Raw genomic sequence first — 25,482 nt, forward strand, 5'->3', positions numbered from 1 at the left:
CGGAAGGATTTTAAGCGCGAGAGATTAGGGGAGAAGTGGAATGCAAGTGCGCGGGATCGGGTCTTAAGCGCCCAAGGTTGGAGATTAATGCTCAGATTGGAAGGTAAGTGCCCGAGCTGTTGTATTAAATGCCCAAGATTGGCAGCTAAGCGCCCGAGTTGTTGGATTAAATGCCCAAGATTGGCAGCTAAGCGCCCGAGATGGGATAGTAAGTGCCCAAGGTTGTGTGTGAAGCGCCCGAGTTGGGATAGTAAGTGACTAAGGTTGTGTGTGAAGCGCCCGAGTTGAGATAGTAAGGGCCCAAGGTTGTGTGTTAAGAACCCGAGTTGAAGCAGTAAGCGCCCAAGGTTGTGAGCTAAGCGCCCGAGTTGAGGCAGTAAGCGCCCAAGAGGGGAGTGCAAGCGCCCTAGTTTAAGTCTTAAGTGCCCAAGCAGAACCTTTATCCGCCCAAGAAGGTACAATATATGCCCAAGCAGAACCTTTATCCGCCCAAGAAGGTACAATATATGCCCAAGAGCAGAACCTTTATCCGCCCAAGAAGGTACAATATATGCCCAAGCAGAACCTTTGTCCGCCCAAGAAGGTACAATATATGCCCAAGCAGAACCTTTATCCACCCAAGAAGGTACGATATTTGCCCAAGAGGAGCCTTTATCCGCCCAAGAAAGAACATTTTTTGCACAAGTTGTCCTCCTAAGTGCCCAAGCTGGATTCCATCGGTTCAAGTTCATTTTCTAATCAGCCCAGGTAAACACTACTAATCCGCAGGTTGAAATTCCTAAGTGTCCGAGAAACCTGCCCGGGTGCGCAAACTGAGCTCCCAACCCCAAGAAGCCGGCTCATTTGTCCAAGTTCTGCACAAGTAATTATCCTCCAAAAATCATCCATAATTTTCCGAGGTTAATTTTCCAAAAACACGTTCAAACTTGAAATTGTAATAACTGCTACCCTTTCCATAAAAAAATACACTCTCAAATTTCTTGAGAGTGTATTGTTCCCGAAAAATGTTGACGATCCATCATCAATGTTCCTGACCGATTTATTGATTCCAGTTGGATGCGGGAGAATACGAATAAGAATCATTATATTCTTCGTCTTCACTGCCGATTTCGGAGATGTTTGAACTTGATTTACCCGGGATGATGCCCAAATGGGTTTGTAAAATTTGTTTTGTTTCTTCCAAAGATTCTTCATCCAGCTTGTAGTAGTAAATGCCTGTAGACATGTCGCCTTCCCCTTGCAACGTGAGGGTGTCGATTTGCGGCATGCCGCCGGAGAAATAAGCAAGCAATGCTTTCATGTCATCAAAGGTCAAGTTTGTTTTCATGTTGTCGCCGATTGCCACAATCACGTCATCATATTTGGAAATGGAGGAAACCGATAAAGCTTTTTTGGCGATGGCTTTCAAAATGTCCTGCTGGCGTACTCCGCGGGCAATATCTGTATCATGTTTCCGCGTTCTTGCCAATGCCAATGCTTCGCGTCCATTCAAATGACGATATCCGGGTTCCAAATAGATGGAATATTGATCGTTTTCGTCCTTTTCATAGAAAGCGTATGGGATATTGACATCCAAATCAATTCCGCCGAGGGCATCGACCACTTCAATAAATGCATTGAAGTTCATCCGTACATAGTAATCCACCGGAACGTCCAGCAGCTCTTCCACTGTTTCGATTGTGGCCTGTGTACCTCCAAAGGCATGGGCGTGTGTAATTTTATCTTCATAACCTACATCTGGAATATATACGTAAGAATCTCGGGGAATGCTCAACAATTTCACGGATTTTTCTTTGCGGTTTAAGGTCATCAGCATCAATGCGTCTGAGCGGGAATGGTCTGAACCTTGGGCGCGCACTTCGCTGTCGTCCACTCCGATGAATAAAATGGAGATATTGTCGCTCAACGCTTCAGCTTTAGTATCCCGTTTGGAAGAGGATTGTCGGTCTAATTCTTCATAAGACTGATTTGCTGCGTGCTCGGCTTTTTTCGTTAAATAGATTCCGTAGGCGGTTGCACAAATCAGGAATGATGCAGCAAAAATTGCAAATACTTTAAGCATCAATGATAATTTGGTCCTTTTATTTCTTTTTTCAGTTCGTTTCATTTGGAAAACTCTCCTCTAACGTGCGTAGGAATAATGTTTTGTTAGGTTTATTATTGGCTTTCATGATAAGATTCATCACAGGTAAATCTTATGCGAAAAACAAATTGTTAAATCTGCTTAATTATACTACGATGTCGAAAAACAGTAAATTAAAAAAATATGACAAAGCATTTTTGACAAAAATCTTCAATATTTTTGCTAGGAAAATCCAAACAAAACTCAACTTACCACTTTCTCAACAAAAATTTTGTCGACGCAATCGATTTTTGCCTGACCGTTCGTCAATTCCGTCATCCATTCCGTAAAGGCCTGTTCTTCGTCTTTCAATACATGGACGAAGATTTCCACGTGATCGGAATATTGTATGTCAGCCAGCGTATATTGCGAATTGCGGATTTCATTTTCCACTTTTCCAAGCCATGTATAATCAATGGTCACTTTCATGACATGGTGAAGCCTTCTTTCCACGATCTGCGCCGCTGCAAGCCCTTCCGATGTCGCCTTGCTGTAAGCGCGGACAAGCCCTCCCGCTCCAAGCTTGATGCCTCCGAAGTATCGCGTCACAACCACCACCGTATCCTGGAGGCCCTGCTTTTTCAGCACTTCTAACATGGGAACGCCTGCCGTCCCGCCGGGTTCCCCATCATCATTGGCTTTCTGGATTTGATTATGTTCCCCAATCAAATAGCATGAACAATTATGGGTCGCATTATAATGAAGTTTTTTTATTTTATTGATAAAATTTATCGCTTCCTCTTCCGTTTCCGCTCTGTTGACGTAAGCAATGAAGCGGGATTTGGAAATGACAATTTCTTTTTCTCCGTAGCCCTTTACCGTTTTGTAGTCTTTTCGCATTATTGATACTCCTTTATCTTCCAAAAGACCAATGTATTTTGTAATAATTGTAATAAAATTTTTTCTTAAATCTTCCTTTGAAAATGGTATAATAATGTTAAAATCATAACCTTATTTACTACTATGAACTTTTTTATATTATATTACACCTTATGGGTTGGGGACAAATCATGCATTTAGATGAAAAAAGCAAAATTGATATACAGTCCATCGATTTTATTTTTAATCGGATGATTGAAAACATAACCAATTCGAAAAACGATATTTTCGCCATCAGCGAACAAAGCCGCAGAAGCTTTGAAGAAATGAAAATCGAATTGGAAATGATCAAGCAAAAATTGAAGGTTGTTATCCAAAACAGCGATACGTTGGCACGACAAACACGATTGGCGAAACAAAGGCTCGTTGAGGTCAGCAGAAATTTTGATAGATATTCCGAACAGCAAATCAAGGAGGTATACGAAATTGCCCAGGATTTGCAAATCCGCCTGTCCCTTTCCGAAGCGGAAGAACGGAGCTTGAGGGAGAAGCGGGATGACCTTGAACGCCGGCTGAAAGTACTATATGATACAATACAACGGGCCGATCATATAGTAAACCAAGTGAATGTCGTGCTAAATTATTTGACATCCGATTTAAAAAGTGTGGGTGCTGCTCTGGAAGAAGCCAAATTGAAGCATGAATTCGGCATCAATATCATTGCGGCTCAGGAAGAAGAAAGGAAAAAATTGTCCCGGGAAATCCATGACGGCCCTGCGCAAATGATGGCCAACGTTTTGATGCGCACGGATTTGATCGAAAGAATTTACCGCGAAAAAGGCGTGGAAGAAGCCATGCGGGAAATTTCCGCCCTCAAAGCGGCCGTAAGGGAAGCGTTGTCCGAAGTCAGAAGAATCATTTACGATTTGCGCCCAATGGCCTTGGACGATTTAGGCATTGTTCCGACTTTAAAAAAATATTTATGTACTATCATGGACTATAACAAAGGAATTGACATACATTTTCAATCCTATAACAGTGAAATCCGGTTGCCTTCAAACTACGAAGTCGCCATTTTCCGGCTTGTCCAGGAATGCGTGAATAACTCCGTCAAACATGGAAAACCGAAAGATATTTGGGTCAAGCTCGAATGGAATCCCAACAGTTTGAACGTCATTGTGAAAGATAACGGAAATGGTTTCGACCCTGGCAAGAAAAGGGACCAATCCTTTGGTATCATCGGAATGAAAGAAAGAGTGGAAATCTTAAAAGGTTCAATGGAAATCAAGTCAAAAGTGGGCTGCGGAACGATAGTGATGTTTAAAATACCATATCCAGACCAACAACTGAAATCTGACAAATGAGATTTGTTTAGAGGGGGAATGTTTTGTGACAAAAATCATTATCATCGATGATCATCAACTATTCCGTGAAGGGGTAAAACGCATTTTGGAGTTTGAAGAGACTTTTGAAGTGGTGGCGGAAGGCGATGACGGCACCGATATCGTCAGCATGTACCGTGAGCATTTCCCGGATGTCGTGCTGATGGATATCAACATGCCGGGAAAAAATGGCGTGGAAGCGACAGCGGAACTCATCAAAGAATTCCCGGATGCCAAAGTGATTATGCTTTCCATCCATGATGATGAATCTTATGTGACGCATGCATTGAAATCCGGCGCATTGGGCTACATGCTGAAAGAAATGGATGCGGATGAAATTGTGGAAGCCATCAAAGTGGTGGCAAACGGCGGTTCTTACCTGCATCCGAAAGTGACGAAAAACTTGGTGGCAGAATTCCGCCGATTAAGCGAAAACGAAAATAAAGGAAGCTTCCATCAAACAGAAGTACGACGCCCATTCCACTTGTTGACAAAACGTGAATGCGAAGTGTTGCAGTTATTGACGGATGGACAGTCCAACCGTGCAATCGGCGAAACATTGTTCATCTCCGAAAAAACGGTGAAAAACCATGTATCCAGCATTTTGCAAAAAATGAATGTCAACGACCGCACTCAAGCAGTGGTGACTGCCATTAAGAACGGCTGGGTGGAAGTAAGGTAATTCACACATAGACATTTAGAAATAGAGATTACATATTTCTATCTGCAAAATCCAATTAACGGTAAACCGTTAATTGGATTTTTATTTTTTGGCTGAAAGCGGCACAATGGGGGATTTTGGTGAGCAATGGAAGCGTCGGAAAGGAACCGCGTCTCCGATGATATGTTTTTGCTTTCCACATGCAACAATGTTCATAGTGATTTCGTCATAAGAATGTCTTTCGCATGGAAGGCAAACTGCCTTTCCACCGGATTTGCCGAAAAGGGTGTGGTGCTAATTCCATAAGCATATGAAAATGAGGTTTGAGCCAAAGGGTATGGGAAGGAATTGAAAGGCCGAAGAAAAATTTGTGCCGATAGAAATGGAAATGGTACTTATGCTACAATAGTGCGCAGGGGAGGTAAAGGTACATGAAGAAATGGCTGATGTTTGCAGTGGCGGCAGTTTTCCTGTTATCTGCATGCGGCAATACAAAATCAGAATCCAACGGAACATCCGAAGAAGCTTATAATGCAACGGCCAACCATGAGAAATCCAACGGGCAGCCGGAGGATTCCGTCGGCTTTGAAATGATCGGCGAAGCATTCGTGGAAGCCGAAAATGTTCCGGCGGCGGAAAAAGCAAAAATTATGACTGCCTTTAACGAATATATTGATGCCTTCAACGACAAAGATATCGGGCGATATGGAAAAGTTCTTTCCAAAAACGCCAGCGGATTCAATTATGACGAAGAAATCGAAGTGGTCAAGGAAACGTTTAAAAATCATGATGTGAAGCTTGTCGATTCGGATGCGACTATTGTGAAATACAGCGACGATGAAGCGCAAGTGGTTGCCAACATCGATTATCATGTAAAAGAACACGGCACCGATGCCACGCTCAACCGGACGGTGAGACAAGTCACCATCTTTGTCAAAGAAGATGGCGATTGGAAAATTACCCGGATTGTCGGCATGGAAAAATTGGATGAATGACGGATGAAGAAAGAGGGCGAAAAGCAAGCCCTCCTTTTTTATTGTCATCGGAAGTGGAGATGGCAAGAAGAATTTTATCAACTTGGCGATGGAATTGGCGATTATCAAGGTTCGGGAAGAGGATTTCATTCGGCTTGGCGATGATTTTCCGGAAAATGGAGATAAAATGACCTAGAATGGCGATTATGTTTTCGGAATTGGCGATTATCCGATGGCCGGAAGAGGATTTTTGTCTCATGGCGATTATTTAGTGGATTTCGACGATAAAATGGCCTGAAGCGGCGATAATAAATTTAAAGTTGGCGATGTTCTCAATTTCATCTGCCGGCAATTGTCATATCAAGTTTTGCGAATATATTGTTCCAATGGGGATGATGCTTTCCAATATAATTCCATCAAGGAAGGTCCTCCATTTCCACGAAAGCCGGAGGGAGAAAAAATTTTCTGTTTCCTCTAGCCTATGGCGCAATTTGAAGGTATTCTATGATTGTTCGGCTTTTCAGGAAAGTACTGAAGGATATTTTCAAGAACGCAATATTACTGTATGATAGGTTTCATAGGAGTGTGGAAAATGAGCATTGCAGTCGTAACCGATAGTACTGCCTATTTATCGCCCGAAGAGCGGAAGAAATACAATATTTTCATGATCCCTTTGAGCGTCACGCTGGAAGACGGCGTTTATGAAGAGGAAATTGAAATCCAGGCACAGGAGTTTTACGATAAAGTCCGTAATTCCAAAGTGTTTCCGAAGACTTCCCAGCCGCCGATCGGAAAATTTGTGGAGTTGTTCGAAACATTGGCAAAAGACTATGATGAAGTGATTTGCATTCATTTGTCCAGCGGCATCAGCGGCACGTTCCAGAGCGCGCTGCAGGCGGGAAGCATGGTGGAAGGCATTGTAGTGCATGGTTTCGACAGCGAGATTTCCTGCGCGCCGCAAGGGTATTATGCGATCCAGGCTGCGAAAATGGCGCAAGAAGGGAAATCTTCCTCCGAGATTTTGGAGAAACTGGAAGAAATAAAACGCCAAATGCGTGCTACTTTATTGTCGATGATTTGTCCCACTTGCAACGGGGAGGAAGGCTTTCCTCGGCCGCGGCCCTTGTCGGAGGATTGTTGCAAATCAAGCCGGTGCTTCATTTTGAAAATAAAGTCATTGTGCCTTTTGAAAAGATCCGCACGAAGAAAAAAGCGCTGAACCGGGTGGAAGAGCTTCTGGCGCAAGATGCGGCAAAATATGACCGGCTTTACTCCATGGTGATTCATGCCAATCGCGAGCGGGAAGCCCGCGAATGGATGGCGAAACTGCAGGAAAAGTTTCCAAATGTGGCATTTTCATTGAGCTATTTCGGACCGGTCATCGGCACGCATCTGGGCGAAGGTTCTTTGGGGCTCGGCTGGGTGCCGGTAAGCGAAGAAGAACAGGGAGTGTAGCCTCTACGGAATGTAGGGGCTATTTTTATTGGGGTTGGAAGGTGGAATCCATGAAAAAGGGAGTAAATTGTTCTGTCATTCAGAAAAGGACGGATGTATGAAGTCCAGAAAGGAGGAAACCATGAAGTACATTTTGCGGAGAAACCGGGAGTCGAAGCGGTACAAGGGAATCATTGCGGAGCCGGAAATCCGGGATTTCTTTCTGGGGAAAATCTGGTCCAGGGAACACGCCCCTTTTTCAAAAGAAAAGCTGGATTGCTATATTTCAAGAAGTTTTTTCAAAATCAAACCGGCAATATCAATCAAACCATCCTCCCCGTCTCTTTTCGGAAAAAGATATTTTTGCAACCGCTGCCATAACGACAATCAGCGCGAATTTGTGGAATTCGACTGCGCCCGATGCGGGAAAGCGTGTGTTTACTGCAGGCATTGCATCAATATGGGGAGGATGAGCTGCTGCACGGAACTGTTGGTTTGGAACGGCCCTTCCGGCATATTCCCGAAACGGCATGTTTTTGATTGGAACGGCTCTTTTACCGTCCTGCAGCAACAAGCGGCCGAAGAACTAAGGGAGAGCATTGGGCGGAAAAGGAACCATTTATTGCATGCGGTCTGCGGTGCGGGGAAGACGGAGATATTGTTCCCGGCCGTGTTCCATTGTTTGCGGAAAGGATGGAGAATCTGCATCGCCACCCCGAGGACGGATGTCGTATTGGAATTATTTCCCCGTTTCCAAAAGGCTTTTCCAAATACGATTATGCATGCCTATTATGGCGATGCCCCGGAGCAAAAGGGCCTTGCGCAGCTTGTGATTGCCACGACCCATCAGCTTTACCGTTTTGAAAAGGCCTTCGATGTTGTCATTGTGGATGAAGCGGATGCTTTTCCATACACCTATGACCGGTCTTTGCAAAAGGCGGTTTGGAAAGCAAGGAAAGAGGGTGCGCCCGTTGCATTTGTCACGGCAACGCCAACCTCGGAGCTGTTGACGAAAGTGAAAAAAGAAAGATGGGGCTGTTCTTTTATTCCGCGAAGGTACCATGGCCACCCGCTTCCGGTGCCGAGGTTTGAGCCCCTTTGGTTTTATGACAGGCAAATCGATAAAGGGAAACTGCCGAAGAAGCTGATGCATTGGACAAAGAGGAGACTTGGGCGAGAGGAACCGTTTTTTATTTTCTTTCCGGCGATTCCGTTGATGGAAAAGGCGATCCCTTTGTTTCAGGAGATCCATCCGGACATTTGCGGCGTTCACGCAAAAGATCCGGAACGGAAGGAGAAGGTGATGAAACTCCGGAATGGGGAGATCCCCGGATTATTGACCACAACGATTCTGGAGAGGGGGGTGACGATCAAAAATGTGCAAGTGGCGGTGGTCGGGGCGGAATCCAAGATTTTCACGTCCGGCGCGCTGATTCAAATCAGCGGCAGGGCGGGGCGGCATGCGGATTTTCCAAATGGGGACATCGTCTTTTTTCACCACGGCATCTCCGTCGAAATGGACGCGGCAAGAAATGAAATTCTTCGGTTAAATAAGGAAGGATTTCGAACATGAAAGACGGTTGTTCCATTAGCTGAGTACGAGCGGCAAATGAAAATGGCGAATTCCGGAAAAAAGGGGGATTGGATGAACCGGCGCGAAATCGACCATTGCCTTCTTTGCAATGCACCGCTCACGATTCGGATGGATTGGAAAAGGCTGTTTGTCAACCGGTTCCCCCAGGCGATATGCCAAGAATGCGAAGGGAAATTTGAGCGGTATCGTCATGAGGGGAACGAAGAAGTTGATTCCCTTTATTACTATAACGAAGCGATGCAAGATTATTTGCACCGCTACAAGTTCATGCGTGATGTGCTCCTTGCCAAAGTGTTCGCCGGGGAAATTCATCGGCATTTGAAAAACCGGAAAGAACTGATCGTTCCGATTCCAATGCATCCGGAGAAATGGAAGGAACGCACGTTCAGCCACGTGGATGAATTGCTCAGGCAGGCGCGCATCCCCTTTGTTCATGTGCTGGAAAAAACGACAACGGAAGCGCAGGCCGGGAAATCGAGGAAGGAACGGATGAAAACGCCCCAACTTTTTGTGTTAAGGGAAGATGCGCAAGTGGAGGGAAAGGATCTTCTCCTTGTGGATGATATCTATACCACAGGCACGACCATCCGCCATGCCACACAGGTGCTGATGGAGGGGGGAGCCAAATCGGTCAAAGCTTTTACTTTGATCAGGGCGAAAGGAGGCCAGGAAGCCATAAAAGCATCCCCATTGATGTTTTAAGTTGTCATAAAATTGAAACAAATTCTACAAAAATTGTGCGGGGCGATTTATGCAATAATTTGAGCGGCGAGTATTATATTTGCTCCTTTGAATGAAGGGCAAAGGCTGTTTTGCAGTCCTTTTCTTCTTCGGTTTTTTGCTTGCTGGAGTGTAATCCAGCGATTGTATCTTCTCATTTCTGTCTCCCTTTCCTCGTCTGATTCTGGCGGATGGCCGGGATTTGGCGAAGGGCTGTCCAAAAAGCCCAAAAGAGCGGATTTGGAAAAAGGATGTCTTTTCCAACCCGCTCGTTTTTTTTATTTCTTTGGGGAGCGGTCAGGGAAGTCGGTTTTTTGTACGGATGGAGAGCAAACTTGTGCGGGTGGGGTTTATGCGAGATGTGCTGGGGCGGATGTAAAATCAGCTTGGTCATATAGGGAATGGGCTTTGGCATATGAGAATTCATTTTGCACTATGGAAATCTCCCTTGGGCATAAAAGAATCCATCTTGGGCACATGGAAAAACACCTTGGGCATATGGGATTTCATCTTGGGCACATAGGGAATCCCCTCGGATAGATGGAGAGCTATCTTGGGCAGATAGAGAATGACCTTGGGCAGAAGGGCATTCATCTTGGTAGCATGAAAACACCCCTTGGGCACATAGGAATCCCCTTGGCCATAAGGATACTCCCCTTGATCACATAAGAACTTGCACGAATGGAAAATCTCCTTATGCAACCGCATTCATTGATGTATAATAAATGGCAAATACAGATTTTTTGGATAGGAGGGATTGTCGTGGCAGAAATCCGGAATTGTCCCAGATGCGGGGAGTTTTTCAACTATACCGGCTTCAATGATGTCTGTTATAAGTGTGCCAAAGAAGAAGAAGAACTGTATCAAATCGTCTATCGTTTCTTGAGAAAACGGGAGAACCGCGCGGCGACGGTGGATCGGATCGTTGAAGCGACCGGCGTCGACAGGGAATTGTTATTTAAATGGGTGCGGAAAGGACGCCTGCATCCGGCTGTATTCCCGAACCTGGGCTACCCCTGCGACAATTGCGGACGGTTGACAAAAAAAGGGAGATTATGCGAACGCTGCACGGAAGAATTGAAATCGGATTTGCGCGCTTTTGAAGCGGCAAAGGAATTCCGGGAAAACATAAAAAAACATGAAAGAAATACATACTTGGCAGACCGCGAAAAAATTAACAAGGATTAAATCATACATAACCTTGCTCACATCCCCATTGTTGATATACTTAATCATTATAACGGGAATGTGAGTTTTTTTATTTTTTATTTAACATTTTCGTGAACAAACCGAAATAAGAATTAGACAGGTTAAAGGAAGGGGGCTAACTTGTGGAAATTCATCCAGTTCAAACAAATTCAGTGAATCCGTATAGCAAACAGATCCGCAATGTGGCTGCGCCGAAAGAAAAATCTGCCCATTATGTAGATAAAATCGAAATTTCGGATGCGGCGAAAGAATTGCACATTGCGTCCGATTATAAGAAAGAGCGCGCGGAGAAAATCCAGCGCATTAAACAGCAAATCCAATCCGGCCAATATCAGGTGGATGCGCACAAATTGGCGGAGGATCTGCTGAGATTTTACCGGAAATGACGCAACTTTGAAAAAGCTTCTGTCCATTGCGGAAAAATTTTTTCAAGGAGCTTGCCAATGGCGAAAGCCCGATGAAAAGGTTTCTTAAAAGGATATAAAGGAGTACCGAACCATGTCCATTCAACCGATTCTTTCAATTTTGGAAAAACTTGAGAAAATGCATAAGAGCCTGCTTGATTACGCCCATCAAAAAACAGAACTTGTGAAACACAACGACGTGGATGAATTGAACAACATACTGAAAATCGAGCAATCCCACGTGGCGGCCATCGAGCAGCTGGAGGCGCAGCGGCAGGAGAAGGTGAAGGAATATTTCCGGGCGAAAGGATTGAAAGTGTCCGGCCCGCCGACCGTTGCGGAGCTGATGGAAGCGGTGGAAGATGAGGAGGAACGGAGACGGCTGGCTGACGTGCGAAGCCGGTTGATGAATGTGATTGAAGCGTTGAAACGGCAAAATGAGTTGAACCAACAGTTGATTTTGAACTCATTGCAGTTTGTGAATGTCACATTGAACATGTTGCGTCCGCAGGCTGAGCCGATCAATTATTCCGGCAGGACGTCGCAAGGAGGCGGCGCTTCCCGGCAGTCGCTGTTCGATTCGCAGGTGTAGGTTTAGGGACTGATTTGGGGTAATCCGCGATTCCAGATTTACGGCAGACGGCAGAATTTCGCGGATGGGCAATTCGCAAACATTGGCATTCAGGTTGGAGCGGCTCTTTGAATCCCAATGTACAGATGGCAGAATGGTTGGCGCCCCTTTAAGGATGGGGTTTTGGAAGATTCCTTGGGACCATCAGGAGGAGCATTCCTCATTCCGCGGGAATCGGGAAATCTTCGCGAAAGGGGAATCTTAAATTCCGATCCTTTCGCAAGCAACCATACATATTTTTCACGCCGGAAGGGACTTTCATGGACCCTTTCGATACATATTGCAGGATTCGGAAATACATTTGAAGCAAAAGCGGAATCTCTGGCCGATTCGGAACCTGAACCCCTCTCTGGCTTTGCCTATAGAATTCGGCTTGATTTGAAGCCCCCTTCTTCTTTCTAACTTCGGAAGGATTTGCGATTTCCTTCCATATTAATATAGGCAGCGGAAGACGACCTTTCCGCGAAAGAAATTTTTTGCAAGGAGGAGACCTTATGCGCTCCACATTCATGGGACTGGAAACAAGCAAGCGCGGCCTGTTCACGCAGCAAAGCGCTTTATATACAACGGGACACAACATCGCCAACGCCAATACGGAAGGCTACTCCCGGCAGCGGGTCAACATGCAGCCGACCCTCGGCTATCCCGGCTCCGGCTTGAACGCTCCCAAAACGGCGGGACATATCGGGACGGGTGTAGAAGCAGGATCGGTACAGCGGATATGGGATGCCTTTGTTGACCAGCAATATCGTCAAGAAACGAACAAATTGGGGTATTGGGAGGCAAGATCCAAGGCCATCAGCCAATTGGAAGACGTTTTGAATGAACCATCCGATTACGGTTTGGCAAAAGCATTGGATGAGTTTTGGAATGCCTTGCAGGACTTGCACGTACAGCCGGAAGACGGAGGCGCCCGGGCGGTAGTCGTACAGCGGGCGATTGCGGTTGCTGATTCTTTTCATTACATACATAATTCAATTCAGCAGTTGAAAGAAAATGCCGGCAATGAAATCGGCATTCTGTTGAGAGATGCCAACTCCGTGTTGCAGCAAATTGCACAGCTCAACCATCAGATTCAAACGGTGGAACCGAACGGCTACATGCCAAATGATTTGTATGATGAAAGGGATAAGTTGCTTGACCAATTGTCCACCTATTTTCCGATTGAATTGGAGTATGGCAAATCCGGCGGTAATGCCCTTCCAATTGCGGAAGGCCCTGTCAAAGTGTATTTGAAGCTGAAAGATGGAACAAAAGTGAAATTGATTGATGGCAAAGACTTCGTTCAGTTCCGAATAGATGGAGACACAAGCGATGGCCTGACGCCAGAAAACAGTGTACAAGGGTTCAAATTGGTAGACAGCCAAGGAAACGATATCCCATCAGGAAATGACTGGGATGGAGGGCCATTCAGTATCGACAGCTTCAGCAATTTAGGTAAATTAAAATCCCTGGTGGATTCATTTGGCTATGTGGCGGCAGATGGTACCGAAAAAGGCCTTTTCCCTGAAATGCTTGAGAAGATCAATACATTGGCAAAGGAATTCGCGGAGGCATTCAACAACATTCACACATCCGGAACCGATTTGGATGGGGCTAAAGGCGTCAACTTTTTTGTTAATAAAGAGACCGCTGATGTTGTAAACATCACTGCAGGAAATATTTATGTTTCGAATGAAATCGTCAATGATCCAAATAAGATTGCGGCATCAAACTCACCGGAACATCAGGCCGAGCCGGGAAACGGAAAAAATGCATTGGCCCTTGCCAATTTGAAGTTCAATCCCATTGCGGGCCTTGGAAACATAAGCGTTCAAAGCTGCTTTGAAGGAATTGTCGGCCAATTGGGCGTCGATGGTCAACAAGCCCAGCGTTTGACTTATAACGCCTTGACATTGCAGCAATCCGTTTCCGAAAGAAGGGCATCCATCAGTTCCGTTTCCCTCGACGAAGAAATGACGAATATGATTGCATTCCAACAAGCTTACAATGCAAACGCCCGAATGATTACGGTAATTGATGAAACATTGGACAAAATCATTAACGGAATGGGCCGTGTTGGACTATAGGTAGGAGGTGACCGCCATGCGCGTGACACAGTCAATGCTTTCTAATAATTTGTTGAAAAATCTTTCTGCAAGTTACTCGAAATTGGGGAAATATCAGGACCAGATCACAACGGGAAAAAAAGTGAACCGTCCTTCCGATGACCCGGTCATTGTCATGAAAGGGATCGGGTATCGCGCCGAATTAAACAAAGTCCAACAATATTCCCGCAACATCGGTGAAGCTTACAACTGGCTGAATACAACCGATGATGCGCTGGACAAGATCGGTTCGGCTCTGCAGCGCGCGAGGGAATTGATGGTCCAGGCATCTACTGACACGGTGACACCGGAAGAACGTCTGCAAATCAACAGCGAGCTGCAACAATTGCGGGAACATATTCAGAATTTGGCCAATACGAAAATCGGAAATCGATACATATTCAGCGGAACCAAAACAACGACTCCGCCTTTTGAGAACGGCCAATTTTCCATTGATACAGCGGCTGATGACGAAAAAGCGGCATTCACTAAACCGATTGAAATCGAAGTTTTCAACGGTATCAGCATCCAAATCAATACAACTCCGATTGAGTTGTTCAAAAAAATCGATTCCATGTTTGCGGATATTGATGCGACAATCGATTTTAAGAGCGCGGATGAATTATCTTCATATTTGAATGATATCGACAGCGTAATGGATGAACTATTGTCAACCCGGGCGGATGTCGGCGCACGCCAAAACCGCATTGAACTGATGGATGATCGATTGCAATCCCAGGAAATCATTGCTACAAAACAAATGTCCGAAAATGAAGATATTGATTATGAAAAATCCATTACGGATTTAATTACCCAGGAATCCATTCACCGCGCCGCACTTTCGGTGGGCTCCCGCATCATCCAGCCGACTTTGGTGGATTTCATGAGATAATTTATCAATGAACATTACGAAGCGTTTGGAGACCATCCAAACGCTTTCTTTCAAGGGGGAATTTGATGAATATCCCAAAAATCCGAATCGAGACAACCGATGCGCTGATTGGCATTACCACGACGAAACCGGTCCAAACAATCGTGCAGCCAAAAGCCGAACTCGATCTCCAACAACCGAAAGCAAAGATGACCATTGAAACAACGCCGTCCGAATTATTCATCGATGCTTATGAAGCAAGGGAAAGTATGGGTTATCAAAACGCACGGTCACGAATTGCGGAAATGGCCTGGCAGGGAAGGCAAGATGTTTTGGAAGGCATTGCAAGAAGGGCGCAGGAAGGACAGCAATTAATGCGTATCGAAGACGGCGGGAATCCTATTGCGGAACAGGCAAAATTAAGAGATTGGCAGCCATATACAAGTTTAAATATCAAATTTATTCCGCAGCCCGGCAGTTTGAAAATCCATTATGAGCCTGCCAAAGTGGATATCCGTATCGAACCGCAAAAAGTGATCAACAATACCAAAATCAATAAACCGGTTCATGAGTATATACCGGGAAAAGTCAACATCGGCATGGTATACTATCCATCAGTAAGAATTGATTGGCTTGTATAAACCAGTAAGGAGTCGTTAAATGATGAACATTCAAACAGCGTATATGGGTGAAATGACCATCGATCCGACGATGATTTTGAATTTTGAACACGGCATTCCGGGATTTGAAGGGGAAAAGCAATTCATTCAGCTTCCCCTCGGGGAAAACGGCGCCTTTCAAATCCTTCAATCAGTGAAAACAAAAGACTTGGCCTTTATCATCACGAGCCCGTATATCATTAAGGAAAACTATGACTTTGAAATCGACGAGGCAACGGTTCATGCGCTGGACATCCGGAGCGAAGAGGAAGTGGCCGTATTTGTGATTGTGACATTGAAAGACACATTGGCCGAATCAACGGCCAATTTGAGGGCGCCGCTTGTCGTGAATACGCGGAACAAAAAAGCGAAGCAAGTCATCTTGAATGATGAGGCATATGCCATCCGCCACAAACTGGATCTGCAAAGTGAGAAGGGGTGAGCATATGCTGGTACTGACAAGAAAACCGGGCGAAACGATTTGGATTGGAGACGATATCGAAATTGTCATTACGGAAGTGAAAGGTGATCAAGTAAAGATCGGCATCCGGGCCCCGAAACATGTGGACATCGTTCGCGGGGAATTGAGGCAGGCAGTCCTGGAATCCAATACGGAAGCCGTCGTGAAAAGTTTGGATGTGTTAAAAAAGAATTTGAAATGAACCACCCCGCTCGGCGACAAAAGTTGCTGAGCGGTTTTAATTTTTAAATGAGAAATGAGAAATTTTTTAAAAAAGGGCTTAAACATTTTGAATGTTCACCGATATTAATGGTGTAAGCAAGGGAAACAAATTCCGGCCGGCTTGTTTCTCTTCTGCATAGGAATTTAGGAATACATAATCAAAAACGTTCACAAGGAAGTGGACAAAAACAATATTCAAGGAGGAATTTCAAATGAGAATCAACCACAATATCGCAGCTCTTAACACACATCGTCAATTAAGCGCGGCAGTGAATGCCCAATCCAAATCAATGGAAAAATTATCTTCCGGCCTTCGCATCAACCGTGCCGGAGACGATGCTGCAGGTCTTTCCATTTCCGAAAAAATGCGCGGCCAAATTCGCGGTTTACAAATGGCTTCTAAAAACGCACAAGATGGCATTTCTATGATTCAAACTGCTGAAGGTGCTTTAAACGAAGTACATTCCATCCTTCAACGTATGCGCGAGTTGGCAGTGCAAGCTGCAAACGATACAAACGTTGATGTAGACCGTGAAGCAATCGGTCAAGAATTAACAGAATTAGGAAAAGAAATTACAAGAATTAAAGAAACAACTCAGTTCAACGAACAAAACCTTTTAGATGGAACAGCTGGAAATTCTGGTACAGTTACATTCCAAGTTGGAGCAAATAATGGCCAAACTATGACTGTTGATTTTACAACTGCCGGAATCAATCTTACTGATATTGAATCAGCAGTTGGTGGATTAGGTGCTACTGATGTAGCAGATAGCGCAACTGCAACTGCTTTAATTGAAACAATCAACGACCAAATTAAAGAAGTTTCTGCAGGACGTTCTCTATTAGGTGCTACTCAAAACCGTTTAGAGCATACAATTGCTAACTTGGACAACGCCGCTGAAAACTTAACAGCTGCAGAATCTCGTATCCGTGATGTAGACATGGCGAAAGAAATGATGGAACAAACAAAAGCTTCCATCTTGGCTCAGGCGGCTCAGGCAATGTTGGCCCAATCCAACCAAATGCCTCAGGGCGTTCTTCAATTGTTGCGCTAATATTTCTAAAACAAGAGACTCTGGCCTTGCCGGAGTCTCTTTTCCTTTCTCATTTCGGCGAGCTTATATGCCACCGACCAGTATGACCTTCCCAACTCTTCCGCAATTTCCCGATACGTTTTTCCTTCTTTATATAATGCCATAAGGATTTCGGTTTCCTGAGGCGAATAGTTTTTGTGTCTATCTGAACTGGACGTCAGCAATTCATAATCGGGAAACTGCTGCCGATATATTTCTTTTTCTCTTTCGAAGCGCCAATTCCAATCCCCTTTATATTTCATGCTGCCGCAATCCTGTACACAAGGAGAAATCAGATCGAGAAACTGAAACGTCCTCTCCACTCTGGTGAACCTCAGAATCGCGCCGTGCCCGTCTTTTCTCTTCCCAATGCTAAATTCGATGTTGAATGTTTCCTCAAAAAACAGAACATATATTCCTGTTATACCGTCTTTTATTGAAATCCGAATCCGTTTTTTCGGAAAAATAATTCATCCAGCGCTTCATTCCTCTAAACTATTTCCGTCTCCGTCCGATAAAACTATTAGGAATCATATTTTGGAGGAATACATATGCGCGTTGATTTTAAAGGTGCAATCGACAAAATGTTTTCATTCAATTCAACTGATTCACAAGCGTCTAAAAACAACGTGGAAAACGAGGCGTTCGATGCGAATGCACCAATCAAAATTTCAGAGGAGCAAATCCGGAACGCCATTGATTCCATCAATGAGTTTATAAAAATCGATTATAGACAATTAAAATTTGTATACCACGAAGAACTTGGGGAGTATTATGTCCAGTTGATCGATGTGGACACGCAGGAGGTCGTGAGGGAAATCCCTCCGAAAAAATTTCTGGATGCTTACTATGAAATGCAAAAATTGATGGGTATCCTTGTCGATGAAAAAATTTAATTGCATTGGAGTGGTTGGATCATGTCTACAATGAGAATCGGCGGACTGGCTTCCGGCATGGATATTGACAGCATCGTCGAAAAATTGATGGTAGCTGAACGGGCGCCGTTGGATAAATTGGAGCAGAAAAAGCAAATTTATGAATGGCAGCGGGACGCCTACCGGGAAATCAATACAAAACTGACGACTTTTGATACATATTTGGCAGATAATTTTTTTCTGAAAAGTTTAAATACCAAAACGGCAACTTCCTCCAATGAGCAATATGTGTCTGCTGTTGCCACGAATGCCGCCAGCGGGACATTGACGATTGAAAATGTATCCCAATTGGCAAAAGCTGCCCGCGCCATCAGCAACAAAGTCGATGGCGTTACGGGAACGAGCACAATCGCAGAGCTTTTCGCCGCTTCCGGCGTGGCGCTGCCTCCAGGCGGCCAGCAATATATTGAAATTCGGGCGATTCAAAAAGACGGCACTTTGGCGGCGGAAGCTGTCAAAATTGAATATTCGAGCGACATGACCATCAATGATTTCGTGAAAAAGCTCAACAGCAGCAACGCGGGTGTTACTGCCATCTTTGAAAACGGGAAGCTGTCCATTACAGCTAACCATACCGGCAGGGTGACAGATGGAGATAGCGAAATCGTCATTGATTCCGGATCGGATTTGTTCGCAGCTTTCAATTTTGATAATCCAAATGATATTGTGACCCAAAGAGGAACGAATGCCATATTTACGGTCAACGGCATTGAAACGGAACGTTCAACGAATACATTCAGTATTGCCGGTTATACCCTCACTTTAAAAGAAACATTCAATACGGAAGTCTCCATTTCTTCTTCAACGAATGTCGATGAAATCATCAACCGGATTAAAGACTTTGTTAAAACCTACAATGAATTGATCAAAGATTTGAACTCCAAAATCACCGAGCAAAAATATCGCGGTTATCCGCCTTTGACTTCCTTGCAAAGAGAAGAGATGGAAGACAAAGAAATTGAATTATGGGAACAAAAGGCGAAAAGCGGTTTATTGCGTAACGATGACATTATCCGGGAAGGATTGGCTTCCCTCCGTTCATTGATTTACGAATCGAATCCTGCCGTGTCCAATCCGAAATACAATACTTTATTCAGCATTGGCATTATGACATCGAAAAATTATCTCTCCGGCGGTACATTGGAAATCGACGAAGACAAATTGCGCAAGGCATTGGAAGAAGATCCGGAGGCGGTAGCGCAATTATTAACAATGACCGGAGATAAGAACGCCACTGTCACGGTCAATGGTGAAACGAAAGCGGCCGATACCCGGGGCTATTTGCGGAAAATCCGCGATGAGATTAACAAAATTGAGCTGAAGATCGAAAAACGTGCCGGCAGAGCTTCGATGAACGAAACCCAATACACGTTGGGAAGTTATTTGCGCGATATCAATAAGCGTATTGAAGAATGGAAAAATAAATTGATCACCATTGAAACACGATATTGGAATCAATTCACCCGAATGGAAAAGATGATCAACGAAGCCAACAGCCAATCCAGCATGTTGTTGGGGCAATATTTTAATTATTGATTGGGGTTCATAACAAATGGACACACAGCAACAATTGCTTCAAGTTTCCGCGAAGCTCTATCAAGTGCTTGAATCGGTTCCGCATGGGGAACAGCGGGACGCATTCCTACAAGATGTTGACCGATTGTTGAATGAACGTGGACGGCTTATCGAATCGCTTGTCCAAAACAACATCCAATTGGATTCCCATAATAAGGACCACGTCTTGCTCAAAAAGTTGGATGAAGGCATCAAACAGCGGTTGGAACAGGTTATGGAAGCGATCAAGCTGGACATGAAAAATCTTCAAAAAACAAAAAAACATGAAAAGCGGTACATCAACCCTTACGCAAGCGTTCAAGTGATGGACGGCAAGTATTACGACAGAAAAAGCTGATGTTCAATGGACGAATTGATTGCTTGCCTCTACTATGAAAAAAGGAGTGTCCCTTATGACTTTAGCCAACACAGCGTACAACGCCTACAAACAGAACAGCATCAACACCGCTTCGCCCGGCGAGCTCACCCTGATGCTGTACAACGGCTGCATCAAATTTTTAAACGTGGCGAAGAAAGCCATCGACGAAAAAGATTACGAAGAAAAAAATAAAAACCTCCAAAAAGCGCAAAATATCATTACCGAGCTCATGGTCACCCTCAATATGGATTATGAGATTTCCAAGCAGATGTATTCATTATATGAATACATGAACCGCCGTCTGATTGAGGCGAACATGAAAAATGATGCTGGCATTGTGGATGAAGTGATCGGGCTTGTGACGGAGTTCCGCGATACTTGGAAAGAAGTCATCCGGATCAACCGCAGCCAGCAATACCAAAACGTGCAACAAGTGTAATAATTGATATTTATTTGTGTATTTCCCTTGTTTTCTCTCCTGCTATACATGTCTACCCTCTTCATTCACCTTGCATCCTTGATTTTGGATGCAAGGTGTTTTTAATTATGAAGAAGTTGTGAAAAAATGTTTTTTTTGTGGACATTTGCCTTGTATAATCGATATAAAGAATAAGACGAGCTAGTGTATGGGCGTTTTGGAGGAATTGGATCTATGAAAAAGAAATATAAACGCAAAGAGGGGTTTCGGTTTGTTTTCAATCCGCCGCTGGATGCCCAATTTTCCGTGCTGATGAATGGCCGGCGGATTGATCATGGGCTGCATTCCTGCAAAATTGTCGATATCAGCCCCCGCGGCATGAAAGTGTTCACCGATTTGGATGTATACGATGTGTTTAAACATTCCATCGGCATGCTGCAGCTGGAAATGCATTTTGTGCTCGATATTACGAAAATCCGGGCCATCGGGCAAGTCCGCTGGATCAAAAATTTGGAACCCGGCATCCATTTTGGGCTGCATTTTGCAAATCAGCCGGGGATAGAAGAATTGATTATCCGTGAAATGAAAAGCCGGCGGAGAAAAGAAGTTTTTGCAGAAAAATATATATAATTTTGACAATTTTGAAAATTTGTCGAATTCATTAAATCATTACATAGATTGTAGAAGGATTTTACAAACTTATGTAGAATATAGTTACCATAGGGTAAGTAAAGGAGGAGTTCACTATGCTAAACTTTAACATTCGCGGTGAAAACATTGAGGTAACTCCGGCTCTTCGGGACTATGTGGAAAACAAAGTTCAAAAAATTGAAAAATATTTCAACCAAGGAGTTAACGCAACAGCAAACGTAAACTTGAAAGTGTACAATGACAAAAAGACAAAAGTGGAAGTAACGATTCCATTGAAAAACTTGACTCTCCGTGCTGAAGAACGTCATGATGATATGTATGCAGCGATTGACTTGATTGTCGATAAATTGGAACGCCAAATCCGTAAACATAAAACAAAAGTCAACCGCAAACTTCGTGAACGTGAAGGTGTCGGTGTGTACTTTGCAAATACAGTGCCAAACAACAATGAAAACGGCAAGGAAGAAGAATTCGAAATTGTCCGTACAAAACAATTCGATTTGAAACCTATGGACGAAGACGAGGCCATCCTCCAAATGAACTTGCTCGGACATGACTTCTATATTTACACAGATGCCGAAACAAACAGCACAAATATTGTCTATAGACGGAAAGACGGCAAATACGGCTTAATTGAAACAAGCTGAGTAAGGGGTTGCAAATCGAAACCTTTGGCTCTCTGCTGATGCAGCAGGGAGCTTTTTTATTTATATGCGGTTTTTGGACGGTTGACCAATCGGCCATGATAGGACGGTTGTCATGAGGTGGAAAAAACGTCTTTTTTCCGGATGGAATCGGGTAAACGGCTTCGTTGGAACGGAAGATTGTGTCCGTATTAGCTTGTTGGCGCACGTTTTCATGGTTGATGTAAATAGAAGTGCAGACGTTCCCAGCCGCATTGTCGAGAACGCCGATTTCCGGATTCGGATATCATGATTGATCCGGATGAATTCGATTGTTCATTGGTTTGGAGACGTTCCGGGGTTGCCGGGTTTATTCCTTTTTTGGCAGCCGGTGGCCTGAGGGTCCAACGATTTCCTTGTCAGAGCTTTCTTTATGGCGGTTCACCAAATAAATGCTCGTGCCGACCAACATCATGCCGATAAACAAATTCCTTGTGACCGCTTCATCCAGAAAGATCGCGCTGACCGCCACCGAGATAATCGGCACCAAAAAGGTACAGGCGCCGACTTTGCTTGCCTCCCCTTCATTCATCAATTTAAAATAAATCACTTGCCCCGCGGCCATGCCAGCCGTTCCGCCCCAAGCGATGGTGCCGATCAGGTCCGCATTCCAGACGATGGTTTGCACGCCTTCAACGAAATACCCGGAGACGAGCAGCGTTCCTCCGCCAAGCAACAGCTGCATTACGACCATCCAATAAAAATCGACCTGATTTTTTAATTTTTTGACGAACACGACCCCGCCGGCCCAGGCGATCGCCGTGGCGAGGGCCAGGAACACCCCGATGGCGGAGAGGTGGATCATCAGCCCGTCGATGCTGACGAACACGATGCCGATAAACCCGAGCACCAGCCCGAATATTTTCGCAATGGTCATTTCTTCATTCAAAAACCACCAGGACAAGATGCCCAGAATCACGGGCTGGATGTAGACAAGAACCGAAAACAGCCCTCCCGGCAAATATATCATCCCGACCGTCTGCAGCCCAAGATAGAGGACGTTGTTCAAAATGGCCGAAATGACATATAGCTTCCAATGCTTTTTGAACCGGATGTGATGCCGCAATTTCCACGCGAAGAGAAATAATAGGGTGCCCGCGATAAAGGAACGGATTCCGGCGAAAAGGAGCGGCGGCATAAATTGGACCCCATGCTTATAAATCGGCCAACTCACACCCCAAATGATAATCAACAACGCCAGCAGAATATAGGAAACGAGGGGATATTTATTTTCTGTCAATGGATAACCTTCTTCCGTGAAAAGTAATGGGACGGTTTGTTTTGAGATGTGAAATATGGAAATGGCGCAGATTAAGGAAGTTGTTAAGACTTGTGATTTCATTTCGGCGGATGGTGAGAGTAGACCGGTTCCCGGTAAATGGTTTGCAAGCGCAAATTGCTGAGAATGGTCCGAACAACGTTTTTCAGGTTTGTTCATTAGTATATGGAGGAAGTTTGCGGAAGGTTCCCGGGTGGGCAGGAGTGGTATGGGGATATGATGGGGAAATGCATGGGATAGGATTGGAAGCGCGCAAGAGATTATTAAATATCTTAGTTGGTTATGTATCTGTCCCAGGGAGAATACTGAATGCCCGAATTGGGAATATAAGTGCCCAAGAGAGTCTTTAATGCCCGAGTGGGATATGCATCTGCCCAAGTGGATTTCGTATGCGCCCAAGCGGGATACTTATCTGCCCAAGGTAATTTCGTATGCGCCCAAGCGGGATACTTATCTGCCCAAGGTAATTTCGTATGCGCCCAAGCGGGATTCTTATCTGCCCAAGTGGATTTCGTATGCGCCCAAGTGGGATTTTTATCTGCCCAAGTGAATTTCATATGTGCCCAAACCGTAACTTTATCTGCCCAAGTTGTTGCTTCATCTGCCCAAGGGGAAATTCTATCTGCCCAAGCTGGCAACATAAATGCCCAAGTGGATCTTGTATGCGCCCAAGCTGACCGCTATCTGCCCAAGCCGAATCCCATCCGCCCAAGATAAAAACTTAAGTACCCAAGCTTGGTTTCTAAGTGCCCAAGCTTGATTTCAAAATGCCCCAGCTGGAACCTTATCTCCACAAATTTTCCATTTCCAAGCCTCATTCTGAAATCTGACCTGTTGAAATTCGCCTGTTCTGAATATTTCCATTAAGCCAGAATGAAAGGTAAAATTAAATATAAAGCTTTAATTTGCAAGATAAAGGGAGTAGAGTCATGACACTAGCGAAAGCATGTTCAGTAGCAGGGGCCGCGGCCCGCAGTGGCGCCGGGATCCAGGCGGATTTGAAAACGTTCCAGGAGCTTGGGGTATACGGGTTTACGGCCATCACTGCCATCAACGCCAAACATCCAAGCAAAGAACAGGGATTATTCATCCAACCTTTGGACGCCATTGAAGCGCAGCTGCTTATCATCAATGAACAAGATGATATAGATGCATTGAAAACAGGCATGCTGTTTTCAAAGGAAATCATCGAGCTTGTGGCGAATTGGCTGCAGACCACTTCCATCCAAAACATCGTCGTCGATCCGGTGATGTTCGGGAAATTCGGTTCGCCACTCCTCGATTTTGATGCGATGGAAACGCTCAAAACGAAATTGATTCCACAAGCGACCATCATTACGCCAAACATGCCGGAAGCCTCTTATTTGCTTGGCGGCCGGGAAATCCAGTCGCTTGAGGATTTGCAGGACGCGGCAAGAGACTTATTGCAGCTTGGTCCAAAATATGTTTTGGTCAAAGGCGGCCGGCTCCAAGGCCCGGCAGTTGACATTTTGTACGATGGGAATAAAATGTTGAAATTGGAAGCACCTCGTATCGATACAATTCATACGAATGGTGCCGGCTGCTCCTATTCTGCAGCAATCACGGCGGAATTGGCAAAAGGAAAGCCGATCGAAGAAGCCGTATTGAGCGCTAAGCAATTCGTGACAGCGGGCATTAAACGTTTCATTCCTTTCGAATTTGCCCCTGGCATGATCGATCATCGCGCCTATAAATTATATGGCGAAGATGAAGTAACGGTTGAAGAACTCGAAGCGTGATTTGAAAAAGGCGGCGGTTGCCGGATGTCCGGCATTCGGCTGCCTTCCCCTCATCTTTTTCATCCATGCCTGATTCCCCTTTATGCACAGCATTTCATCATCGCCCTCCGCATCCATCGCATTATGATGCCCGGGAAGATCAAAACCGCTTTTACATTCCACCTCCAAGCCGTTTTACGGTTCAACTTTGCCCATGAAACCATAAAAAGATTCCCGGCACCGGCAATCCTTTCCCCTTGAAATTCCATAGATTTTCAACGTTCCTATTTATTGTCTATTTCATCATTTTGCGCAATAATAAACATGGTAAATTCCGAATTCTTTCATATATTAATTATTCTCTTTCGGCCTTTTTGCTCTATAATGAAATATGGCCGGCATAATGGCGTGCCCAATTTCGGAATCATCCAGCGCCCGTCGGGAATGATTCGCGAAACAAATGGTGCGCTTATTTGCGCCGGAATTCCTGCAATGATAAAATAAAAGTTAAGACTGAATGGG

The 25,482-nt window shown here is 44.7% G+C and carries 26 protein-coding genes and 1 pseudogene; 23 read left to right on the forward strand and 4 right to left on the reverse strand.

Annotation, left to right across the window (positions count from 1 at the left end):
• Positions 1-1,039 precede the first annotated feature (1,039 nt).
• Positions 1,040-2,107 carry an LCP family protein gene (locus NST62_RS02305; RefSeq protein WP_342463103.1) on the reverse strand — a complete coding sequence of 356 codons (1,068 nt, stop codon included), beginning with the start codon at positions 2,105-2,107 and terminating at the stop codon, positions 1,040-1,042.
• A gap of 219 nt (positions 2,108-2,326) precedes the next feature.
• Positions 2,327-2,962 carry a YigZ family protein gene (locus NST62_RS02310; RefSeq protein ID WP_141601745.1) on the reverse strand — a complete coding sequence of 212 codons (636 nt, stop codon included), beginning with the start codon at positions 2,960-2,962 and terminating at the stop codon, positions 2,327-2,329.
• Positions 2,963-3,132: 170 nt separating this feature from the next.
• Here NST62_RS02310 and NST62_RS02315 point away from each other — a divergent pair, with 170 nt between their 5' ends.
• The 15 genes and pseudogenes from NST62_RS02315 (at position 3,133) to NST62_RS02385 (ending at position 17,304) form a co-directional block, all read left to right on the forward strand.
• Positions 3,133-4,305 carry a histidine kinase gene (locus NST62_RS02315; protein ID WP_342463104.1) on the forward strand — a complete coding sequence of 391 codons (1,173 nt, stop codon included), beginning with the start codon at positions 3,133-3,135 and terminating at the stop codon, positions 4,303-4,305.
• 25 nt (positions 4,306-4,330) lie between these two features.
• The gene (locus NST62_RS02320; RefSeq protein ID WP_141601743.1) at positions 4,331-5,005 is read left to right on the forward strand and encodes a response regulator transcription factor; all 675 of its coding nucleotides are present in this window, start codon (positions 4,331-4,333) and stop codon (positions 5,003-5,005) included.
• A 410-nt stretch (positions 5,006-5,415) separates the two neighbouring features.
• Positions 5,416-5,979, forward strand: a complete 564-nt coding sequence (locus NST62_RS02325; RefSeq protein ID WP_342463105.1) for a nuclear transport factor 2 family protein — start codon at positions 5,416-5,418, stop codon at positions 5,977-5,979.
• A 571-nt stretch (positions 5,980-6,550) separates the two neighbouring features.
• Positions 6,551-7,413: pseudogene (locus tag NST62_RS02330) on the forward strand (DegV family protein).
• Between the two features lie 121 nt (positions 7,414-7,534).
• The gene (locus tag NST62_RS02335; RefSeq protein ID WP_328215494.1) at positions 7,535-8,965 is read left to right on the forward strand and encodes a DEAD/DEAH box helicase family protein; all 1,431 of its coding nucleotides are present in this window, start codon (positions 7,535-7,537) and stop codon (positions 8,963-8,965) included.
• A gap of 72 nt (positions 8,966-9,037) precedes the next feature.
• Complete coding sequence (locus tag NST62_RS02340; protein ID WP_342463106.1) at positions 9,038-9,688, forward strand: ComF family protein; 651 nt, start codon at positions 9,038-9,040, stop codon at positions 9,686-9,688.
• 780 nt (positions 9,689-10,468) lie between these two features.
• Entirely contained in the window at positions 10,469-10,894 is a 426-nt protein-coding gene (locus NST62_RS02345) for a TIGR03826 family flagellar region protein (RefSeq protein ID WP_141601738.1), read from the forward strand.
• A gap of 143 nt (positions 10,895-11,037) precedes the next feature.
• Entirely contained in the window at positions 11,038-11,301 is a 264-nt protein-coding gene (gene flgM / locus NST62_RS02350) for a flagellar biosynthesis anti-sigma factor FlgM (RefSeq protein WP_141601737.1), read from the forward strand.
• 112 nt (positions 11,302-11,413) lie between these two features.
• Positions 11,414-11,911 (forward strand): flagellar protein FlgN, encoded by a 498-nt coding sequence (locus NST62_RS02355; RefSeq protein WP_328215496.1) that lies wholly within the window; start codon positions 11,414-11,416, stop codon positions 11,909-11,911.
• Positions 11,912-12,444: 533 nt separating this feature from the next.
• Entirely contained in the window at positions 12,445-14,019 is a 1,575-nt protein-coding gene (gene flgK / locus NST62_RS02360) for a flagellar hook-associated protein FlgK (RefSeq protein ID WP_141601735.1), read from the forward strand.
• Between the two features lie 16 nt (positions 14,020-14,035).
• Positions 14,036-14,929, forward strand: coding sequence for a flagellar hook-associated protein FlgL (gene flgL / locus NST62_RS02365; RefSeq protein ID WP_141601734.1), 894 nt, complete (start codon positions 14,036-14,038; stop codon positions 14,927-14,929).
• Between the two features lie 65 nt (positions 14,930-14,994).
• The gene (locus NST62_RS02370; protein ID WP_141601733.1) at positions 14,995-15,549 is read left to right on the forward strand and encodes a DUF6470 family protein; all 555 of its coding nucleotides are present in this window, start codon (positions 14,995-14,997) and stop codon (positions 15,547-15,549) included.
• A gap of 19 nt (positions 15,550-15,568) precedes the next feature.
• A complete protein-coding gene (fliW, locus tag NST62_RS02375; RefSeq protein ID WP_246045826.1) occupies positions 15,569-16,009 on the forward strand; it encodes a flagellar assembly protein FliW in 441 nt (146 codons plus the stop codon).
• A gap of 4 nt (positions 16,010-16,013) precedes the next feature.
• Positions 16,014-16,229 carry a carbon storage regulator CsrA gene (csrA, locus tag NST62_RS02380; protein WP_141601732.1) on the forward strand — a complete coding sequence of 72 codons (216 nt, stop codon included), beginning with the start codon at positions 16,014-16,016 and terminating at the stop codon, positions 16,227-16,229.
• A gap of 232 nt (positions 16,230-16,461) precedes the next feature.
• Entirely contained in the window at positions 16,462-17,304 is an 843-nt protein-coding gene (locus NST62_RS02385; RefSeq protein ID WP_342463107.1) for a flagellin, read from the forward strand.
• A gap of 5 nt (positions 17,305-17,309) precedes the next feature.
• Here NST62_RS02385 and NST62_RS02390 read toward each other — a convergent pair whose 3' ends face one another.
• On the reverse strand, positions 17,310-17,585 hold the full coding sequence (locus NST62_RS02390; protein WP_141601730.1) for a helix-turn-helix domain-containing protein: 276 nt from the start codon (positions 17,583-17,585) through the stop codon (positions 17,310-17,312).
• A 288-nt stretch (positions 17,586-17,873) separates the two neighbouring features.
• Between NST62_RS02390 and flaG the strand changes: the two genes are divergently transcribed.
• The 6 genes from flaG to raiA all read left to right on the forward strand — a co-directional run bounded on the left by flaG (position 17,874) and on the right by raiA (position 21,906).
• On the forward strand, positions 17,874-18,218 hold the full coding sequence (gene flaG, locus NST62_RS02395; protein ID WP_141601729.1) for a flagellar protein FlaG: 345 nt from the start codon (positions 17,874-17,876) through the stop codon (positions 18,216-18,218).
• A gap of 21 nt (positions 18,219-18,239) precedes the next feature.
• Positions 18,240-19,793 (forward strand): flagellar hook-associated protein 2, encoded by a 1,554-nt coding sequence (locus NST62_RS02400; RefSeq protein WP_141601728.1) that lies wholly within the window; start codon positions 18,240-18,242, stop codon positions 19,791-19,793.
• A 16-nt stretch (positions 19,794-19,809) separates the two neighbouring features.
• Positions 19,810-20,169, forward strand: a complete 360-nt coding sequence (locus NST62_RS02405) for a DUF2478 domain-containing protein (RefSeq protein ID WP_141601727.1) — start codon at positions 19,810-19,812, stop codon at positions 20,167-20,169.
• A 55-nt stretch (positions 20,170-20,224) separates the two neighbouring features.
• Complete coding sequence (fliS, locus tag NST62_RS02410; protein ID WP_141601726.1) at positions 20,225-20,629, forward strand: flagellar export chaperone FliS; 405 nt, start codon at positions 20,225-20,227, stop codon at positions 20,627-20,629.
• Between the two features lie 213 nt (positions 20,630-20,842).
• Positions 20,843-21,238 carry a PilZ domain-containing protein gene (locus tag NST62_RS02415; protein WP_141601725.1) on the forward strand — a complete coding sequence of 132 codons (396 nt, stop codon included), beginning with the start codon at positions 20,843-20,845 and terminating at the stop codon, positions 21,236-21,238.
• A gap of 116 nt (positions 21,239-21,354) precedes the next feature.
• Complete coding sequence (raiA, locus tag NST62_RS02420; RefSeq protein ID WP_141601724.1) at positions 21,355-21,906, forward strand: ribosome-associated translation inhibitor RaiA; 552 nt, start codon at positions 21,355-21,357, stop codon at positions 21,904-21,906.
• A 346-nt stretch (positions 21,907-22,252) separates the two neighbouring features.
• Here the strand turns inward: raiA and NST62_RS02425 are convergent, their stop codons facing one another.
• Positions 22,253-23,182 (reverse strand): DMT family transporter, encoded by a 930-nt coding sequence (locus NST62_RS02425; RefSeq protein ID WP_342463108.1) that lies wholly within the window; start codon positions 23,180-23,182, stop codon positions 22,253-22,255.
• Between the two features lie 369 nt (positions 23,183-23,551).
• Here NST62_RS02425 and NST62_RS02430 point away from each other — a divergent pair, with 369 nt between their 5' ends.
• On the forward strand, positions 23,552-23,938 hold the full coding sequence (locus tag NST62_RS02430) for a hypothetical protein (protein WP_342463109.1): 387 nt from the start codon (positions 23,552-23,554) through the stop codon (positions 23,936-23,938).
• Between the two features lie 212 nt (positions 23,939-24,150).
• Positions 24,151-24,981 (forward strand): bifunctional hydroxymethylpyrimidine kinase/phosphomethylpyrimidine kinase, encoded by an 831-nt coding sequence (gene thiD / locus NST62_RS02435; RefSeq protein ID WP_141601722.1) that lies wholly within the window; start codon positions 24,151-24,153, stop codon positions 24,979-24,981.
• Positions 24,982-25,482 lie beyond the last annotated feature (501 nt).

The organism is Ureibacillus sp. FSL K6-8385, assembly GCF_038593155.1.
Taxonomy (GTDB): domain Bacteria; phylum Bacillota; class Bacilli; order Bacillales_A; family Planococcaceae; genus Ureibacillus; species Ureibacillus terrenus.

Coding starts and splice junctions, on each gene's coding strand:
- NST62_RS02305 (WP_342463103.1), bottom strand. CDS start 2,107: ATGAAACGAACTGAAAAAAGAAATAAAAGGACCAAATTATCATTGATG.
- NST62_RS02310 (WP_141601745.1), bottom strand. CDS start 2,962: ATGCGAAAAGACTACAAAACGGTAAAGGGCTACGGAGAAAAAGAAATT.
- NST62_RS02315 (WP_342463104.1), top strand. CDS start 3,133: ATGCATTTAGATGAAAAAAGCAAAATTGATATACAGTCCATCGATTTT.
- NST62_RS02325 (WP_342463105.1), top strand. CDS start 5,416: ATGAAGAAATGGCTGATGTTTGCAGTGGCGGCAGTTTTCCTGTTATCT.
- NST62_RS02335 (WP_328215494.1), top strand. CDS start 7,535: ATGAAGTACATTTTGCGGAGAAACCGGGAGTCGAAGCGGTACAAGGGA.
- NST62_RS02340 (WP_342463106.1), top strand. CDS start 9,038: ATGAACCGGCGCGAAATCGACCATTGCCTTCTTTGCAATGCACCGCTC.
- NST62_RS02355 (WP_328215496.1), top strand. CDS start 11,414: ATGTCCATTCAACCGATTCTTTCAATTTTGGAAAAACTTGAGAAAATG.
- flgK (WP_141601735.1), top strand. CDS start 12,445: ATGCGCTCCACATTCATGGGACTGGAAACAAGCAAGCGCGGCCTGTTC.
- flgL (WP_141601734.1), top strand. CDS start 14,036: ATGCGCGTGACACAGTCAATGCTTTCTAATAATTTGTTGAAAAATCTT.
- NST62_RS02370 (WP_141601733.1), top strand. CDS start 14,995: ATGAATATCCCAAAAATCCGAATCGAGACAACCGATGCGCTGATTGGC.
- fliW (WP_246045826.1), top strand. CDS start 15,569: ATGATGAACATTCAAACAGCGTATATGGGTGAAATGACCATCGATCCG.
- csrA (WP_141601732.1), top strand. CDS start 16,014: ATGCTGGTACTGACAAGAAAACCGGGCGAAACGATTTGGATTGGAGAC.
- NST62_RS02385 (WP_342463107.1), top strand. CDS start 16,462: ATGAGAATCAACCACAATATCGCAGCTCTTAACACACATCGTCAATTA.
- NST62_RS02390 (WP_141601730.1), bottom strand. CDS start 17,585: ATGAAATATAAAGGGGATTGGAATTGGCGCTTCGAAAGAGAAAAAGAA.
- flaG (WP_141601729.1), top strand. CDS start 17,874: ATGCGCGTTGATTTTAAAGGTGCAATCGACAAAATGTTTTCATTCAAT.
- NST62_RS02400 (WP_141601728.1), top strand. CDS start 18,240: ATGTCTACAATGAGAATCGGCGGACTGGCTTCCGGCATGGATATTGAC.
- NST62_RS02405 (WP_141601727.1), top strand. CDS start 19,810: ATGGACACACAGCAACAATTGCTTCAAGTTTCCGCGAAGCTCTATCAA.
- fliS (WP_141601726.1), top strand. CDS start 20,225: ATGACTTTAGCCAACACAGCGTACAACGCCTACAAACAGAACAGCATC.
- NST62_RS02415 (WP_141601725.1), top strand. CDS start 20,843: ATGAAAAAGAAATATAAACGCAAAGAGGGGTTTCGGTTTGTTTTCAAT.
- raiA (WP_141601724.1), top strand. CDS start 21,355: ATGCTAAACTTTAACATTCGCGGTGAAAACATTGAGGTAACTCCGGCT.
- thiD (WP_141601722.1), top strand. CDS start 24,151: ATGACACTAGCGAAAGCATGTTCAGTAGCAGGGGCCGCGGCCCGCAGT.